Annotated in this window: 18 protein-coding genes; 13 read left to right on the top strand and 5 right to left on the bottom strand. The window is 45.2% G+C overall.

Going from position 1 to position 17,854, the window contains the following annotated elements; all coding sequences use genetic code 11:
• Positions 1-111: 111 nt before the first annotated feature.
• Positions 112-3,414, bottom strand: coding sequence for a stalk domain-containing protein (locus tag NV381_RS21665; protein WP_258215366.1), 3,303 nt, complete (start codon positions 3,412-3,414; stop codon positions 112-114).
• 254 nt (positions 3,415-3,668) lie between these two features.
• Between NV381_RS21665 and NV381_RS21660 the strand changes: the two genes are divergently transcribed.
• A complete protein-coding gene (locus NV381_RS21660) occupies positions 3,669-4,055 on the top strand; it encodes a DUF4280 domain-containing protein (RefSeq protein WP_258215365.1) in 387 nt (128 codons plus the stop codon).
• An 86-nt stretch (positions 4,056-4,141) separates the two neighbouring features.
• Positions 4,142-5,833, top strand: a complete 1,692-nt coding sequence (locus tag NV381_RS21655; RefSeq protein ID WP_258215364.1) for an MORN repeat-containing protein — start codon at positions 4,142-4,144, stop codon at positions 5,831-5,833.
• Positions 5,834-5,902: 69 nt separating this feature from the next.
• Here NV381_RS21655 and NV381_RS21650 read toward each other — a convergent pair whose 3' ends face one another.
• Both NV381_RS21650 and NV381_RS21645 read right to left on the bottom strand, forming a co-directional pair.
• Positions 5,903-6,601: an AIM24 family protein gene (locus NV381_RS21650; RefSeq protein ID WP_258215363.1), complete on the bottom strand. Its 699-nt coding sequence runs from the start codon at positions 6,599-6,601 to the stop codon at positions 5,903-5,905.
• A 44-nt stretch (positions 6,602-6,645) separates the two neighbouring features.
• The gene (locus NV381_RS21645; protein WP_258215362.1) at positions 6,646-7,125 is read right to left on the bottom strand and encodes a DUF3450 domain-containing protein; all 480 of its coding nucleotides are present in this window, start codon (positions 7,123-7,125) and stop codon (positions 6,646-6,648) included.
• Between the two features lie 172 nt (positions 7,126-7,297).
• Between NV381_RS21645 and NV381_RS21640 the strand changes: the two genes are divergently transcribed.
• From NV381_RS21640 to NV381_RS21590, 11 genes are all read left to right on the top strand, one after another.
• Entirely contained in the window at positions 7,298-7,498 is a 201-nt protein-coding gene (locus tag NV381_RS21640; RefSeq protein ID WP_258215361.1) for a hypothetical protein, read from the top strand.
• A gap of 634 nt (positions 7,499-8,132) precedes the next feature.
• Entirely contained in the window at positions 8,133-8,759 is a 627-nt protein-coding gene (locus NV381_RS21635; protein WP_258215360.1) for a histidine phosphatase family protein, read from the top strand.
• A gap of 66 nt (positions 8,760-8,825) precedes the next feature.
• Complete coding sequence (locus NV381_RS21630; protein ID WP_258215359.1) at positions 8,826-9,278, top strand: GyrI-like domain-containing protein; 453 nt, start codon at positions 8,826-8,828, stop codon at positions 9,276-9,278.
• A gap of 15 nt (positions 9,279-9,293) precedes the next feature.
• Positions 9,294-9,995, top strand: a complete 702-nt coding sequence (locus tag NV381_RS21625; RefSeq protein WP_258215358.1) for an HAD family hydrolase — start codon at positions 9,294-9,296, stop codon at positions 9,993-9,995.
• Positions 9,996-10,157: 162 nt separating this feature from the next.
• Positions 10,158-10,319: a hypothetical protein gene (locus tag NV381_RS21620; RefSeq protein WP_258215357.1), complete on the top strand. Its 162-nt coding sequence runs from the start codon at positions 10,158-10,160 to the stop codon at positions 10,317-10,319.
• Positions 10,320-10,429: 110 nt separating this feature from the next.
• A complete protein-coding gene (locus NV381_RS21615) occupies positions 10,430-10,945 on the top strand; it encodes a GrpB family protein (RefSeq protein WP_258215356.1) in 516 nt (171 codons plus the stop codon).
• A gap of 36 nt (positions 10,946-10,981) precedes the next feature.
• A complete protein-coding gene (locus NV381_RS21610) occupies positions 10,982-11,401 on the top strand; it encodes an NUDIX hydrolase (RefSeq protein WP_258215355.1) in 420 nt (139 codons plus the stop codon).
• 69 nt (positions 11,402-11,470) lie between these two features.
• A complete protein-coding gene (locus NV381_RS21605; protein ID WP_258215354.1) occupies positions 11,471-12,211 on the top strand; it encodes a methylenetetrahydrofolate reductase in 741 nt (246 codons plus the stop codon).
• 67 nt (positions 12,212-12,278) lie between these two features.
• Positions 12,279-12,740 (top strand): UPF0158 family protein, encoded by a 462-nt coding sequence (locus NV381_RS21600; RefSeq protein WP_258215353.1) that lies wholly within the window; start codon positions 12,279-12,281, stop codon positions 12,738-12,740.
• A gap of 75 nt (positions 12,741-12,815) precedes the next feature.
• On the top strand, positions 12,816-13,151 hold the full coding sequence (locus tag NV381_RS21595; RefSeq protein ID WP_258215352.1) for a cupin domain-containing protein: 336 nt from the start codon (positions 12,816-12,818) through the stop codon (positions 13,149-13,151).
• Between the two features lie 97 nt (positions 13,152-13,248).
• On the top strand, positions 13,249-13,914 hold the full coding sequence (locus NV381_RS21590) for a hypothetical protein (RefSeq protein ID WP_258215351.1): 666 nt from the start codon (positions 13,249-13,251) through the stop codon (positions 13,912-13,914).
• A 96-nt stretch (positions 13,915-14,010) separates the two neighbouring features.
• On the opposite strand, the gene NV381_RS21585 is transcribed toward NV381_RS21590, so the two are convergent.
• Together NV381_RS21585 and NV381_RS21580 are read right to left on the bottom strand one after the other, a co-directional pair.
• Positions 14,011-15,663 (bottom strand): hypothetical protein, encoded by a 1,653-nt coding sequence (locus NV381_RS21585; protein ID WP_258215350.1) that lies wholly within the window; start codon positions 15,661-15,663, stop codon positions 14,011-14,013.
• 51 nt (positions 15,664-15,714) lie between these two features.
• Positions 15,715-17,823 carry a phage tail protein gene (locus tag NV381_RS21580; protein WP_258215349.1) on the bottom strand — a complete coding sequence of 703 codons (2,109 nt, stop codon included), beginning with the start codon at positions 17,821-17,823 and terminating at the stop codon, positions 15,715-15,717.
• Positions 17,824-17,854: the final 31 nt, after the last annotated feature.

The following is a 17,854-nucleotide window of genomic DNA, read 5'->3' as shown; positions in this document are numbered from 1 at the left end:
TCGCAAGCTCGTAAAGTCCGTTTACAAACAGTCCGCTTCGCGGGTTGATTTCCCCACTGAGTTCAGGCTCCCGATGTTAGTCTGCTTACGCAAACTACTAGCTGTTAAATCTTATTGGGAAGAAACCAGGATCGTCCTCGTCCCCTCGTCCCAATGCACCCCAAGTCCTATCGTCTCAGCAATAAAACGAAGTGGAACAAACGTCCTTCCCGCAATTAAAACGGGTGCCGTGTCCAAGGATACGGCTTCACCATCCACATAACCAGTAGTACTGTCTATTGTACATACAATCATTGCACCTTCATGACTGATAGTGACAGTACGAGCAGCCTCATCATAGATTACAACGGCTCCAAATGCCTCAGAAACCGGCCTTATCGGCAAAAAGGTCTTTCCATTTATTATAGCAGGAGGGACCTCAAAGAGAATCGACAAATCCGGAGAAATTACATTTTCAACCGGAAAAATTTGCATTGAATCGCCGTAGGCTTGCTTCATCTCCGCAGCGGCTTCACTCAACAGCACCAATTGCTCTTTCGAGTATTTCTCAAGCTCAACGCTCTTAATCTGTTCTAAAATTTGCTTGCTTTCTTGAGCCAGCACGCCTTGAACCGCTTCAGGAAGCACTGCATTAACCTGCTGCTCCCCGTCCAGCAATTGAGAAGGCAACTGCATAATCGCATCCAATTGCATGAACAGCGCTTCCTTCTGTGCAGATAGCACCGCATTATCGAGTGATGCTATCGAGTTCAGAAGCTGCTCAGCCCGCTGCATGTCCTTCTGCTTCTGCGCTTCCGCCACAGCTGCTTGCAGCTTGGCCTTCGCCTCCTGCAGCGCAGCTACGCTCTCGGCACGGCCGCTCTCTAGCAGAGCTAGCTGCATGGCCGCTTCCGACAGCTGTGCGGCCAGCGAAGACGCAGCTGCGGCATCGCCCGCAGCGAGCGCTTGCTGCAGCTGCTGCTTGCGCTGCTCGACTACAGCGGCGCTCGCGCCACTGCCCGCTCCGCCTGCGCTGCCTCCGCTTGCGCCATTGCCTGCTCCACCTGCGGCGCCTCCGCTTGCGCCACTGCCTGCTCCGCCTGCGGCTCCTCCGCTCGCGCCACTGCCCGCTTCCGCCTCCAACTGCTTTAGCAGCGCTTCCGGGTTATGCACCAGCGCAATCTGCTTAAACGCTGCCTGTTGGTCACCGGCTTGCAACGCCTGCATCAGTGCCAGCTGCGCCTCTGCATCCTTTAGCTCAATAGACAAGCGGGCAATGTCCGCACCTTTATTCGCCGCCACTGCCTCTTCCTTGGCCAGCTTTAACCGCTCTGTATCTTTTTTAAGAGCCTCAACTTCTTGAACCATCTGCGCAGCAGTGAGCAGCGGCGCTATTAGGCCAGACTCACTAAGCTCAACAGTCAGCTTAAGTGCTGCTATCTTCTCAGGAGCAACCACTGCCGATCCATTGGGATCCTCCATCGCTTTCAAGTCCATAGCATTTTCGTTGGAAACCCAAGCTCCTCCCGACAATTCCGATTTTAAGAACACACCCTGTCCCGATGCTGCCATTGTAGCTTTGGCTGTATTATACAATTCAGGTGTCAGGGCTTCCACAGGAATACGATAAGTGCCAATAATCAAGGTTCCTTCCGGCGCTTCGCCCTTCTCAACCTCTACATTCGGCTTGGCTGAAGCTTGTGCAGCTTCCTTCACAGCAGGAAGTGCCGCTAATTCCCCCGGCTTATCGAAGGCTATCGTACCCGATGTCCCATTACCTGCAAGGGCACCTTCGGCGACAACCTCATTTTTCTTAAACAGCACCACCTTCAAGTTTTCCGGCTGGCTGAACATGACGCTTAAATGCCTCACCCGTTTCTTGATCGGCTTCTTTTTGCCAACTGGCTTCCCTTCAGCAGTAAAGATCGCAAAATCAGTTGCCTCCAGCCCTTTATCCGCTTGTATGGCGAAATCACTCATCAGCTCGCCAACTGACGGCTTCAATTCCCATTTGCCCGCAGGGCCTTTCTTTTCCGGTTGAGGCGGCTTGATTTTGGCCAAACCATCATCAATCTCACGATACGGCAAAATCCCTTCTTTATACGTCAGCTCCACCTCACCGCCTGAATCAAAATTCAGCTTGCCCAAGGCCAGCTTATAGCTGATCCAGCTTGAGGTAACGGCTTGCTCTGCTTGCTCTTTCGCTTCTATAAGCTTCTGCAGCTCATCTGTCTTCAGAAGTCCGAGCTTCATTTTCTTAATAGCTTCCTCAACCCCGTCAGCTGCTTTATCTCTAACGCGCAATGATTGGGCGTAGGCTTCCTCCGCGCCCTTCGCGTCCAAATACGACTGCCTGATCGCTAAAATCACGTTTTTCCGGCTTTCTTTTTCCTTCAAAACAGCTTTGTTCTGATCCATCATCGAGATCGGCAGCGACTGCCGAATATCATCGAAATACCTTAATCCGTCATATTCCCCCTGAAGCAAAATTTTAGGAAGCGGAATAATACCAAGCCATACCCACCCTTGCCAATCCGTACCTATTTTCTCCAATGTCACATCATAGTTGGCCATAAACAGGTCATAATCCATATCCTTCATTTGGTACATGCTCTCAATGACTTTCATCCGAGCTTCACCAAACTTTGCACTATACAGCATTCGGTTTGTATTGAACTTCTCCTCAGCCAGCTTGCGTTCCTCTCGGTCCTGAAGCAGCCCCAGATTCGTCTTTTCTGCGCCTGAAGTATATTTCTCCAGCATTGCTTGGTTCAAATTGGCATAGTCCTGGATGTAGGAAAGCGTCACACCCGACTCCAGATCCAGTCCTACCTTCTCTCCAAGCGCAAGTCGGGTCGATTTATAGGACAGCTGTGCTTGCTTCAGCTCCGATGCTGCTTGCTCCAAAGCCTTGTCCGCCTGCTCCCGAGCCGCTTGATCCGCTAATCCCAGCTTTTGCATCGTCTTAACGCCATCCAACGCTTTTTTGGCTGCGTCCAGCTTCTTCTGCGACACCGCTTCAGCAAGCATGCCTTGCACGGCATTCCAATACAGCTTCTCCATGTCATTCTGAACCGATCGAGTCTTACTCTTGAGCGTCTCCTCCGCAATAAGCAGCTGTTTGCGTGCCTCAGGAATTTTCAGACGAATCTGCAAATCCTTACTTAAGTTTCTTGGCTTGGCAAACAGACTTGAATCCTTGGCTTCCTCGCTCTTTATTGCGTACTGCGCTTGGGTGAGCTCCACTTTCTTCTTGGTAACTTCCGACTTCGCTTCTCGAATGTCTTGACTGTTCTTAATACCCAACTGTACGGCATCCTTAAGCGGCAGCTCCCTTACCTTATCACCAGGAGCAGCCGACACCAAACCAACCAACATATGATTCAGTATTAGGAGCAGCACCAGACAGCGTCCGACACCTTTTGCGACATCCAAAGCAAATCCCTCCGAGTCCCATTTTCATAGTTTAATAGTACAATACTTGTAGGCATATCGCATCCTCTTTTTGGAAAATTAACACGAATACGGACGAATTAGGTCTTTAAAAGGATTTTATTGCCGCATTGGGTATTTTTTAGTACTATTAAATTAATTGTTTCTACTATATGTTCGCTTTTACATACGACTCGTTCTGAAGCCGGAAGGCTGATTATAACTCAAATTTTTAGGGCTAAAGGGAGGTTCATTCGATGGGAATGCTTGTTTGTGGAGGCGCTATGATTCAATGTACCTTCGGCGCTGCGCCCGGTACCTTGAATGTGCTTCCTATGAACCTCGTCATGACCTCTATGCCGATAGCTAATATTATGGATAATAAGCCAATAATGAACATTACACCGTTTGGCATGTGCAACTCTCCTTCCAACCCAACCGTTGCCGCAGCAACAGCAGCTGCCTTCGGTGTACTCACTCCCATGCCCTGCGTACCTGTCACAGCTGCTCCATGGGCGCCCGGTTCGCCTACTGTCCTTATTGCCAATATGCCCGCGCTCAACAATAGCTCCAAGTGTATGTGCAACTGGGGCGGCGTCATCCAGGTCGCAAATCCGGGTCAAGCCACAATCCAAGTGCCATAAGCTAAATTTGCTGCGGCTTTCTGTTTTTCAGGTGTCCCATGTCCTGCGGCATGCGGGCGATTTTGTAAGCGGGAGTGAGAACGTCGATGAATGGATTCGTAAAAAATGTCGAAGCTGTTTTTAGGCCGGTTTTGTCGCCTATAATAACCAAGCTGCTTAAACCGCTGCAAGACGCGAAAAAGCTGCCCGGGATCATCATCAAAAAATTCCAGGACATATTGAAGCGCATGCTTGTGGCCAAAGAAACCTCTCTTCGCAATTATGTGCTTATTGGCCAGTACTATGTTTCCAAGAGACTGCTGCTGTTTATTGCGCTTGTCATTTTGGTGCTCGCTTATTTCATATTTATCAAGCCCCCTGCTATGATTAACAAATTCTTCAATCGGGTACCTGTCCTTCAGGAGAATACTTCCAAAAGCTTAACTTACTCAGGAACCGCTAAAGTAGTCGATGAGCAAAGCGCCTCCAAGTATGAGGGTGATTTGGTCGAAGGTTTGTTTACAGGAAAAGGCAAGCTGTATGGAAAGCAAGGGATCGTACTGTATGACGGCGAGTTGGATAAGGGTCAAAAAAATGGAGCAGGCACCTTGAACGATGAACAAGGCAGACTGCTATATAAAGGCCAGTTTCTCGGGGATGCCTATAACGGTCAAGGAACTCTCTATGCAGCGGATAAAAAGGTTAGCTACATCGGCGAGTTTCAAAACGGCCAATTCGGCGGGACTGGCAAGCTGTACTACCCTAATGGGGCGCTTCAATACGACGGGGCTTTCAACGCAGGCCGCTACAGCGGCGCAGGAAAGCTGTTCGATGCAACAGGAACGCTGCTGTACGAAGGAGAATTTGCCGCACACGAGTATAATGGGGCCGGCAAGCTGTACACCAGCAAAGGCATACTGCTCTATGACGGCCAGTTTAAAAATGGCAGATTCTCCGGGGAAGGCTCGGAATTTTACGACACAGGCTTATTGAAATATAAAGGGCTTTTTGCAGCGGGCATGTACAACGGAGAAGGCACTGCCTTCAGCGACAAAGGAACGGCCGTATACAAAGGCTCTTTCTTGAACGGTGTGTACCAAGGTGCAGGAGAAGCGATGGACGGTACAGGGAAGCTCGTCTACAAAGGCGAGTTCAAAAACGGCGTTTACGAGGGCATAGGCACTTTATTCGATGCCGATGGCGCTCCGCTGTTGAAGTCGTTCTTCGCAGGCGGCGCAGTCAGCCTGCAAAGCTTCATCGGGCTGTCCAGCAAGAAGCTCGAAGACCTGCTGGGCAAGCCTGGCGAGGTCACCATGCTGGGCCTGCCAGATCCATTGGCGCAGCTTGCCGTACCGGATGCTACCGCAGGTACAGCACCCGCAGGAGCGCCTGCCAGCGGACTGCCTACGGCAGCAGGGGCTGCGGGGGCCGCCGGGACACTTCCTGCAGCTGCTGCTGCTGCGGCTGCCACAGACATCGCCAAGCTGCAGCTCAGCTACCCCAACTACCAGATGTCGTTTAATGTAGAAACGACACCGATGAATCCGAAGGAAGCCACGGTAACGCTGGTGACTTTGTGGGGCAGCAAGCCGCTAGCTCTGATACAGCCGGTCATTGAAACCTTCGCAGACCCAACCAAGCCGAACGCGCAAGGGTACCGTATTCTTGAGCTGAAACAGCCGGCTATTACTGGGGGCTACACCAACAGCTACTATAAGGATGATTTCCTGCTCATCCTCACCCACCGCACTGTCGGTGATGCCGTGTCGCAGCTGGAAATCTTAGCGACGAAGCCTTAACGAATTAAAAGCCCTTGCTGTCCGGAGAATCCGGATTTAAGCGAGGGCTTTTTTACGTGGTTGTTAGCTTTATTTGATAAACACTCCGCCAAACGGAATGATTTCTTTTAGTATGCGCCGCATCAAGCTGTCGCTCTGCATCTGCTCGTTTAATAGTTTATCAGGCTTACACGGCTGCAGCAGCACGGTACCCGAGCCTTTTATCTCCCAATGGTAGTTCATATTCTGGCTGGCTAACGTATTGCCGTACACACATGGGGTTAAGCTGACATGCTGCGGATAAGCAACAAGACAGCTTATATCGACATACAGCGGTTGACCCGGATCAAGCTCGATTGGATATAAGGGGCCAGCAGTAAGCAGCCCCAGCTTTCCCGGACCTTGAAATCGCATTTTCACAAAATCACGTGTCATCAGCGCATTGCGTAGAGTCTGTATATGGGTCCGGAAGCTCATCCCTTCTGAATAGAACAGGACATGACGAAATTCAAACAGCAGGTCGTCATCCTCCTTGATATCAACCGTCCCCAAAGAGTAGCCCTCCGGCAGCCCGAGCATAAAGCGGGCCGGCCCGCGGATTCGCGATTGCACCATTCTTTTTTTTCGATACATCCCTGAGAGCTTCATGAATGAGTCTTCACGCAGAGAAGGCGCTCCTTGGAAAGCAACGATCTGATTCGGATGAAGCACATGCACGGATTCGCCCAAGTCCAATGTCAATGCAGCTAATCGCGTCATTTGCCCGGATTGCTCATAGGAAATATTCAAGCCTGTCCCCTCCCAATCCCGACCAGCGCCGATTTCTTACCCTTTTACTGCTTCATCTTGCTGTTTTGCCGTCTCCACACCGTTATCCTAAGCACGCGACCTAATACAAAATAACCTAAAACAAGAATAACGGCCGTTATAGCTATCGTTGTTATTTTTCGTGTAAAAGCATTTTTATCCTGTGCGGTTTGTTCCATAGATTGGATGCGTCTTTGGAGCGCTTCATTCTGCTCCTGTAGCTGCTTATTTTGAGCGATCAGTCGCTCCTCCGTTTGCATCGACTGCCGCACCGTCTCGGTTAGCTTGTCCTTTTGCTCCTGCAGCTGCTGCTTTGTCGCATCAAACTCTTTTTGAATGCTCTCCACCTGCTCCGGCAGCTGGTATATATCTTTAACCCGATCCAATAGTCCGGCCTCTACAGTGGAATACGGCTGAAGCAGTGCCGCTGCAATACCTACAACCATTAATGCCTGTCCATACCGCGTTTTTCGTGATCGCTTTGGGCAATGTACCATTGGTTTCATCCGTTCTCCACCTCCACCATTCGACATCTATCTCTATTTTACCTCGTATTTCGTCCATATGCCAATGACTCTGCAATCCCACATTATTCCTCGAAAAAACCTTACGGTTCACTTCCATAATAAGGTATTATTGTAATAGATATTTTTTTGAAGAAAGGATGTGGCACTTCGTATGGGAGAGGCAAGATTTTATTATAAAAATATAGATGCTCCGACACCGAACCAGCCTACAAGTGTTGGTGTGGTAGCGTTAATCGAAAATGACAATAAATTATTAATGGAAAAAAGAACCGATAGTGGAAAATGGGCGATAATAGGCGGTGCAATAAAGAAGGATGAATCATTAATATTGAATTCCCAGATGGAAACGTGAAACGAATTATTACAATTGCTTACAAGGTGGAAGTTGAACCGTATGAGAGGCTAGTTTGCAGTGATGAATCATTAGAACTCAAATATATAAATAGATCAGAGCTAGAATCAATAGCTGTCGCTGAAACTCATAAATCCATAATAGAGCATTATATAAAAAACAATACACTCATTTTAGGGCTCAACCTCAAAATCAGTACTTGACCCTCCACGACCACTAGTCTTCGCAAAATCCTGCAAACATGCAGTTATTTTCCTACCGGAATTGCTGTAGTGAGAACAAACCTGCAAAAGTACATCCATTTTCATGGAAAACACTCCGCTTTAGCTAAGAATGAAAAAATAAATGCACATTTGCATGAATTCTATGAGACTTCGGAAATACCGGCTAAAGGATGTATAAATGCAGTTTTTTGGGAGCAGGCAGTGGCTTCAAGTCGAATAAATTCGAATAAAGTCGTGTGCGCTGTCATTACCGTTCTTAAGTTTTTGTCCAGGGCTAGGCGGATAAGGAGACGGAATCGAATGACTTCGTCAAGCGGTGATTTCGGTTTTGAGCCCATTTTAGAGTAACTTTTTTAAGACGCTTGTAAAATGCTAAACGTCCTAAAGTAAATTTTATAGGGGGAAAGCTCATGGTAGAAATATTAGTTATACGGCATGGACAGTCGGAAGCAGATATTTTAAAGCGTTGTGAAGGAAGAGCTGACTACTCTTTAACGGAATTAGGGGGAGAACAAGTAAAGCAGCTATCTGACTGGATTTATCATAATTACAAGCCGGATTTGATCTATTCGAGTACTCTCAAGAGAGCGAAAGAAACTGCGGAAGCCATATCTAATAAAGTTCAACTACCTATAAATTTGGATGAAGATTTAATGGAGCTTAACAATGGCGTAATCGCAGGAATGTTAATCGAAGAAGCACGGATTAAATATCCCTTCCCGGTAGGAGGGCGAAAGCGTCATGAATCTATAGAGGGCGGTGAAACCGAAATACAATTTAGAGCAAGAGCTGAAAACTTCATATCCAAGCTATTGGCATTTCTAGATCAAGCTAAGGGTTTAAATACAATATGCATCGTATCTCACGGAGGTATGATCTCAATGTTGTTTAGAAGTTTTTTAAATTTGCCTTATGATGCCCCAGTAACTATTCCGACAGGTGATACAGGTGTTCATATTTGGAGATATGATAACGGTAAGAAAACCATAGTAAAGACCAACTCACAAGAGCATTTGGATGAAGGTTCGAGAATTTAGCCTGCTTCTGGAAAGTCAAAGCATAAGTGTATAATCTTTGCCTAAAAACGAAAGGTGGAACTTATTATGAGCATTGAATTCGTTAAGCTAGAGACCAAGGAAGCATTCACAGTAGTTGGCATGGAGTGCCTTCTTTCACCAATTGAGGCCCCAAAAATATGGCATCCATTCATCCAAAACATACATCTCATTGAAAATAGAGTAAATTCCACTGTCACCTTAGGGGTATGCGATGATCTAAATCAACGGTATATCGCCTCAGTTGAAGTAAATAAACTGGATGCTGTTCCAGAGGGAATGGTTAGTTTTGTGATACCCGCCAACGAATATGCAGTTTTTAAACATAAGGGTTCCATTCAAGGAATCAATGAATCGTTTCAAGAAATCGGCAAATGGTTGCATCAAAATAATTACAAAGGAACCCAGAAGCCACCCTTCTTTGAATTATATGACGAGCATTATCAGGGTGAAAATGAAGAAAGTAAGTTTACTATTTATATGTCTTTGGTAAAGATTTGATTGGAGGTTCCCTCTATGAAATATGTTTTTTTCGATCTTGATGAGACACTTTCAGACCATCGATACGCTTGCCAAAATGGAATTGAAGCCATTATGAACCTCTATCCAGACCTTCGAGTGAAGACAGTAGAACAATTAGAGACCGAGTTCTGGCAGATGTTGAACGGAAATTATAATCAAGTCCTAAGTGGCGCTTTATCTCTGAAGGATACCAGGATTGAACGTATTGCAGCACTATTTATAGGATGTAACCTTAAACCACCAGAGGATTTAGAGAAGCTGGGCGAACTATATGTAAGCTGCTATGATCAATCATTTAGAGCAATTCCTGGGATAATTGAAATTCTAGAGCTACTAAAAGAACAAGACTGTAGAGTAACCGTAATTACCAATGGTTTTAAGAAAACACAATATAAAAAGTTAGTATCTTGCAAAGTCATCAAATACATAGACCATATAATAACTTCGGAGGAAATTGGGGTCCCCAAACCGCATAAACAGATATTTATGGAAGCTCTCCGAATCTGCAACGTCAGTTCTGACGAAGTAATTATGATAGGTGATTCATGGGTAAATGATATTATGGGCGCCTCCTCACTTGGTATAAAAACCCTATGGTTTAATAGAAGAAACGAGTCTTGTCCTGATAGTTCGATTACAGATGTGATATATGAACCTCATGAAATAATTGACTACATGAATTTAAAAAGAAGGTGAAGCTTATGCATTTTGAAATAACAACAGCCATTATTCAGCTTATATCTTTCGCACTTCTTGTCGCGTTAATAGTAATTATAATTAAACTCATTAACAGCTCAAAGCGGAAGGAATAAATTGAGACTGATATTACGTCTTATAGAAAAAGGTGAGTCCAAACAAATGGATGTAATTGTGATTGTATTAGTTATTCTTGTCTTTGTAGTGGTTTTAGGAATTAGCAGTATAGACTATAAATTGAAGAAAAAGCTAGAAAATGATGAAAGAATTATTGAGAGACTTGATTTATTAATAAACGACAAAAGAAAGAGCAATAACGATTAAGGTGGTTAAATGAATGGATACATTCTCAGACAATTTGAAAGCTAATTATTTCCCAGCTACCCTGATCATAAAAAGCAAGAAATTATGAAGCTTAAGATAAAGGAGCAAATATGGTAAGAAAAACCGCAATAGAGCCATGGACAGAGGATTGGATCCAGAGGTACCAGTCTGAGTCGGAATTACTCGCAGCCATTTTGAAAGAAAATGTCGTTGAAATATATCATATCGGCAGCACGTCGGTCCCCCAAATAGGGTTTGCTAAACCGATTGTAGATATTTTAATCTCAGCTTTAAGTATAGAACAAATAGATTTTTACAACGAAACTATGACCAAGCATGGATATCAGCCTAGAGGGGAGAACGGAATAGCCGGGCGAAGATATTTTATAAAAGGAGACCCGCGAATCGTCCATCTCCATATTTATCAACAGGATGATCCCCATATAAAAGACCATTTGGATTTCAAACACTATATGATCGCCCATCCCGAAAATGCTGCCAAATATGGGGAACTTAAATTATGGCTCGCCAAGCGGTACCCGGATAATACTCATTTGTATCAGAAGAATAAGGAAGCATTCGTAAGTGAAATGGTCGATAAGGCACGAGAATGGGCTAAAACATAGAGAACCTAATGACGAAAACAGAAAGGAAGACACTCCATGAAAAGAGTAAATGTCGCCTATTCCCTGATTTATAATGAGGAAACCCAACAAATATTAATGGTTTATAACAAGGATTCAGGCTTCTGGTCCCTGCCTGGCGGAGCCGTTGAAGACGGAGAAACACTTGAGCAAGCGGTAATACGAGAAGCCTTTGAAGAAACCGGTTTAACGGTTAAGGTTGGGGATATAGCCGCGGTTAGAGAATGCTTTTTCACCCCAAAACAGCATCATGTACTATTTATTATTTTTCACGCGTCTATTGTTGGCGGCTCCATTCAAATTCAGCATCCTGACGAAATATCTGAGATCTGCTGGATGGATATAGAAGCAGCCCTGAAATTAATGCCTTATTATGAAAACGGATTGCAGGACATGCTGAAATCTTCTTGTAAATACCAATTTGAAGGCGTGAGATAAGCATCAAAATCATGTATAATAATTTATAATAATGCATTAATATTCACAATCAGGATAGGAAGGTACTTCATGAGAATATCTATCGAGCTTGTGCCAAGAGGAATCGAGCATTTACAATCTGAGCTCCAATTAATTAAAGCTAAATTTCCATCCATAAATACGGTTAATATTCCAGACCTGATGAGATTAGATATTCGCAGCTGGGAAGGCACTGCTATTTCCAAAACCTTTTACGATAACTGTATCCCACATATACGAGCGATCAACTTTGATTTGAACAAAAACATTACCATCACTGAATATTTGAATCTGCATCGCATCTCCGAAATTCTTGTAATAACCGGGGATCACCCGCAGGATATAAATAGAAAAGTTTATCCGGTGACTAGCACAGATTTTATAAAAAAGATAAAGTCCGAATGTCCGAATATCAAGGTGTATGCAGCTATTGATCCCTATCGGAACAGCATTCGAAAAGAATACGAATATGTCCAACAAAAGCTGGATGCGGGTACGGATGGCTTTTTTACGCAGCCCTTTTTTGATATAAGGCTTATGGAGGTTTATATGGAGCTGCTAGAGGGCTCTGATATTTTCTGGGGAGTATCTCCTGTAACCTCGCTCAGGTCTAGAAACTATTGGGAGGTAAAGAACAACGCCGTATTTCCCAAAAGCTTTGAACCTACTTTGCAATGGAACATCGATTTTGCCAGAAGAGCTTTGGACTTCTCCCATGGTACGAATAGTCATATTTACTTCATGCCAATAAAGACAGATTTGGAAACTTATTTGGCAGGTATTTTTAGTTAGTATAAATCATTACTATAAGGACAATAAAGAGAATAAAGACTATTAAATTGATAAAGGGTTGAGAGCCGTGAAAGTGAAATTACGAGACATAATCGATGGAATGGATATGCAGTTTGATGGATCAAATTCGTATCTCAATATTAAGACCGGACAGGTCATAACCGTATCCGTGGAGGAGCTGCGGGCTGCGGAAGAAGAAGAGTCATTCGAACATTTGCATGATTGGCAGCAGGATAATATGGAAGTAGCTATTGATGTAATTGAGAACTTTGAAAATTATAAGGAATTACCAACGAAATTTGATATTAACGATTATGCAATGATGGAAGGCTACATCTATTCTCTCGAGAATGAACAAAGCGCGAGGTCTCTACTAGAAGCCATACAAGGAAAAGGTGCATTTAGAAGATTTAAAGATACACTCGCCTATCTGGGAATTTTAGATAATTGGTACGCTTATCGTCATGAATGCTACAAGAAAATCGCTATCGAATGGTGTGAGGACAACAGCCTTGAATATTCCGAGTGACATCCCGTCACATTACTAGTCACTGAATTATTGTTTTCAAAAATGATAGAAAAACGGCTGCAAAGGACTGGTTAAATGATAAGTAAGCATAATGCTGAGCACTATACTTGGGGAGATAACTGCGATGGATGGCGACTTGTCAATAACGAGGAAAAAAGCATTATCCACGAAAAAATGCCACCCGCTACAAGCGAAGTAAGACATTACCATAATAAAGCGAGTCAGTTCTTCTTTATTTTATCAGGTGTTATGCATATTGAAATAAACGGCACGGAGTTTACAATTGGGCAGCACGAAGGAATTGAGGTTCTACCTCTACAAGCACATCAAGTGTTTAATAAAACGGAGCAGGACATTGAATTTCTAGTCATTTCACAGCCAAATACCAAAAATGATAGAGTTCCCTTATGAACTAGCTGTTAGACAACTATCAGAATGACATCATTGTAAAATCTGGTATTTGTTGTAATATTATAGGATACAAAAATGATGAGAGGTGTACTAGAAAATGCCGCTACCGATGATTCATTTAAGTGTCGCTGTAAATTATATGGGAAATGAAGACATTCCTGCCGCTTTTTTATTAGGTAATATCGCTCCAGATTCTATACATATGCGGAAGGGCACAAACAGAGAGGATAAAAGACGCACCCATTTAGATATTATAAACGCTGCCAAGAATATGGACCTTATACAAGCTGAATACCACCATATGATCCAAAGTAACGAAGATGAGGCATGGAAATGGTTTGTTCGGGGGTATTTTGCTCATCTGCTTACAGACTACTTCTGGACTTATAGTGTATATGTACAGTTTAAAGAACAGGCCACAAATGACCAAATTCCAGCCGATGAAATAAAAAGAGCTTATTATAGAGACACTGACCAGATTGACTTCCATATTTATAAAACAAAAAAATGGACACCTGAAGTATGGAGAAAACTAATCACCACTCCGATATTCCCCTTTGCCCCCTATCTTTCTGCTGATGAAATTAACTTCTGGCGGTTACGGACAATTCATTGGTTCGATTTACTGAGCGAGGAGCCCCTCATAACACCGAAATATATAACCGAAAGCATAACGGAAAATTTCATTAGCGAGACTGCTTATAAAATCAAAGATCTAATTTCAGGATGGGATCGTATCCTGCTCGGGCAGAAAATAGGCTGAATATGAAAAGCTTCATTTCGAAAATAAAAAACGGTCTCCTTGTCAGTGCAAGGGGCCGTTTTTTTGTTTAAAGAGATTGCACCAGAGGCTGGGTGGCTATTCTTCCTTACCGCTTGCTGCCTCGCGCACTGAGTTCTCAACAGCTGAGCTAGCTTCCCGCACCTCGGATGGCTTGTTGTACGCCCACCAACGAACGCGTATATTCGTCGCCTCTGTTGGCTGCTGCAATCGGACACCTACGCGGAAGGTGCCTTTGCGTGGATACACGAGTGTGCCTATCTTCACTTCCGGGCCGCTTGTCTCAAACTCGCTGCCTTTAAACACATCGGAGGCGCCATAGTAAACTCGCTCGCTGTTGCTAAGAATGTCCGATATGTAGTCATCGGACACTTCCTCAAGGCCGGTTACAATATAAGTATCCCCGGCTCCTAAGCCATGTTCGATTTCATCGGAAACATAGCTTTTTCCACCCTTCCCGAATGGGGATGCAGTAAATTTATTTAACGATGCAACCGGAATTTCTACCACACCGGTCCGCATATCTTGATTCGACTGGACACTCGGTAATCCGAGATTGAACGAAATCTCGTTATTTTCCCGATTATATGCAACCTTCAATTCTGGCTCTTGGTCAGACCCGAGACTGGTTATAGAGGACTTCGTTACGATCGGACTATCGGTCGGTGAGGATACTCCGTCATTTTGACCTAGCTTGTGAAGGGCGGAAGCGTTGTAGACATATTCCCCGAAAGGCACGGGCTCAACCTTCTCAATAATGTAGGTCGGGCCCATCTGCAATAAATTAATTTTAGCCAAATAAATACATGGCTCTGAGGAAGATTCCAAGGAATCCTCCAAGGAACGATTCACGTAATCCTCCAGCCACTGATCCTTAACGGCTCGGTTGATGATGTTCAGCTCATTCATGCTGCTGGCAGCAAGAGGTACCTGCTTGTCGCCTATCCGCAGAACAGCTGTGTCGCGCTTAACGCCAACCCGGCTTTTGCCTTTGGAGGATCGTCCTGCTCTTAGCAGCACCTTAATTTCATATTCCGTTTCCTGGCGGTCCTGCGGCTCACTGAACGTCAACGCCCCATAGCTTTCCGCCTCAACTTGATCTCCTGCAACCTCATATTGGAAAAACACCTTAGCCGCTTGCAGCGTTTTCTCCACCCGCAATGTCATTTCGAATAGCTGTCCCGGATTGACATAACGCGGTGTGCTTTGCAAAATACGAACCTGAGAATCCTGGTACAGCACACTAGTCTGGTCCATCACATTATTTAAAGGAAAAGAAGCCGGGTCCGGCGCCTCCTCACGAATAAATAAGCGGTAGCTCTCCAGCACACGGTTGTATTCGCTGATCTCATCGGAGCGAACAGCGGCATTAGCGACGGAATGAACCGGCTCCTTGCCTTTTTCATCATAAGCGATACAAAGGTATACATTTTTGGCGTATTCATTATTAGTGAAACCGTCCATCATGGACAGCTTCAAGGTAACCGGCGAAGAAATAATAATTTCCCGGCCTAACGCATCAATGGCAGCCCCCATTTCTACCGAGACCGACTTGTCATCCACTGCAATAACCTGCAATCCTGTAATAACACCCGCTCCGTGCAATAAACGGTTCATCATGCGGCGTTTGTCGTTAAAATACTTTTGCTCCGATTCAAAATCACGAACAGTCAGCAGCTTCCCATAAAAATAGCGGTTTCGTTCAAACGGATAATAGCGTGTTTTCTTCATCGAAATTCCCTCGCCTTCCCCTATATTCATACATATTCCCAAGGATTGTTATTATTCTAGCTCTGAATCTAGTCCCAGCCGAGTATGGATATCCATTCGCTTATCCCGTTCCAGATCGATCAGCACCGTATTGTAAGGCATCGATGAGCCTTGATCGAGTGTGAGCAGCGTAGGCTCCGATAGAAATGTATTGATCCCCATATAAGTATGCATATCTATGTACATCCATGGCTGCAGCAGCGTCAGCTTCCCCTCAGTAAAAGCAGGCTTCTGGTCGTTAATTATCGACTCGACAATCAATCGCTGCTTATCGGTCTGCACACATTCCTGCGGCAGCATGACACAGAACACATAAGGATTGTCGCCATACAACCGAGACAGCAGTTCTCTGAGCTCTGACCGCTCCTGCATTTGCTTCATTTGAAAATACTCGATAATATAGGGCTCCGAGCCGGTGTAAATCTGCAGCATTCGGGACAAGCCTTGCCTTGTGCCTCGCAGCTTGTACAGCTCAGGGGCTTGCTTAATCAGTTGACGAAGCTTGCCTTCTCCCCAGGACTCATCCTCGGAGACAGCAAGCCAGGTGCCAAGCCATTCCAGATAATGCCCATGCACCGCATCAGGATCAAAGTATTTGGAGATACGGTCGATCTTCTCCTCCATATCCTGAAAGAAGGTTCCGAACATAGACAGGAAACGGTCCAAAAAACGGCTATCATCCTGCATCTCCTGATAGATCGGAGGCAAGTAGGAAATCAAAGATTGCCTTGGAAAATAAACCCTCAGCTTATGCAAAAGCGGCGATTGCCGTTCGCTGCCCATTATCTCCAGCTTAAACCAAAGATAACGTCCCTGCGCATTCATTAGCAGAGCATCGCGCGGATTAACAATGGGCTCAGACCATAAATCCCTTGTTGATCTTAGCTTATCCTTAAGCGTAATATCGGAATTGGTAAGGTACCTGCTCAAATCGACAAATTCCCCATCAACCATCAGCTCTTTGCGGTCTGATGCAAAATACGAAATGCGAACCTGCGTCTCTTCGGGAATGACCGCCTCCAGCTGAAACCTGTGCCATTCCGTCTCCGAAAGGGTTGTATCCAGTTCAGAGGATAAGTAAATCCCCTCAGGGAGAGAGCTTTCCTCAAGCTCTAGCGTGCGCTGCTGCAGCTCCAGCAGTGTAATCTCGGCTAACTCTCCATTCAATACGTACATCCGGTTTCTCGAATTAATCAGCAGCTTATCGGTACGGCCGCGGAAACCGGAAACCCTCGTCTGAAATTCACCTTGTGCCCCGAACTTTAGAATGAACCGCTCATCCTCTTCATCCACCCCGACAGACCTGCTGTCTCCGATGTAAATATTATTATTCGTATCAATGGAAAGTCCCGCATAGGAACCCTCAAGAGCAAGTGGGAACTGGGCGTCGAAGCTTCCGTCCTCTTTAAAAACTGTTAGCAGGTTGCGGTATGCGTCAAACAGATGAACTTTGCCCGCCTCGGATACAGCCGCATCATATCTTCGCTTCAGCTGTTCAGCATCCGTCCGTTGGTCCAGCCTGAGCGAGTCATGCTGATACACACCAACCACTTCACCCGCAGCATCCCACTGCAAAATCCCAATTCTTCCTCCTTCCGGCACCTCTTCTTTTCCATTCATTCCAATAATCATATCCAACGGAACGACCGTATACAGTCGTTTTTGCAAGTCGGAAGCTACGGCAAGCGGATATATGGGGCTATTCTTCCAGTTTTCAACCGCCCATAGCAGCTGACTGTTCGATATGGAGTATGCTGCTACACGGCGCTCACTTACTGGATCAGCCACAAACAAGGTGTCACCTCGTGACGCAAGCAGTGCATGTCCGCTGAACAGCTGATGATTCCGTCCAAACATAAGCTCCGTATGGCGGTTTTCTGCATCGTAGGACCATATGGCAGCTTCCGCATCCAGTACGAATAGCTTGCCGCCTTGTCCTACCGTAAAATCCATCATCACATCAGGGCCATTGATATCCATGCAACGGATTACTTTATGTACCGCATATTTCTCGGTTTGGTGAATGGCTAAGTCTCCATTCACCATCCGCAGATTGTAGTAGCTTCCTTTATCCCAATCCAAGCGTTTATTAAAAGAGAAAAACTGATACGGATCCTGCACCGTCCCCACCCCCTAGTTCCTGCAGGTACTC

Source organism: Paenibacillus radicis (ex Xue et al. 2023), from assembly GCF_024722015.1.
Lineage (GTDB): Bacteria > Bacillota > Bacilli > Paenibacillales > NBRC-103111 > Paenibacillus_S.
The sequence above is the reverse complement of the archived record's forward strand: the minus strand, read 5'-3'. Positions and strand labels throughout refer to the sequence as shown.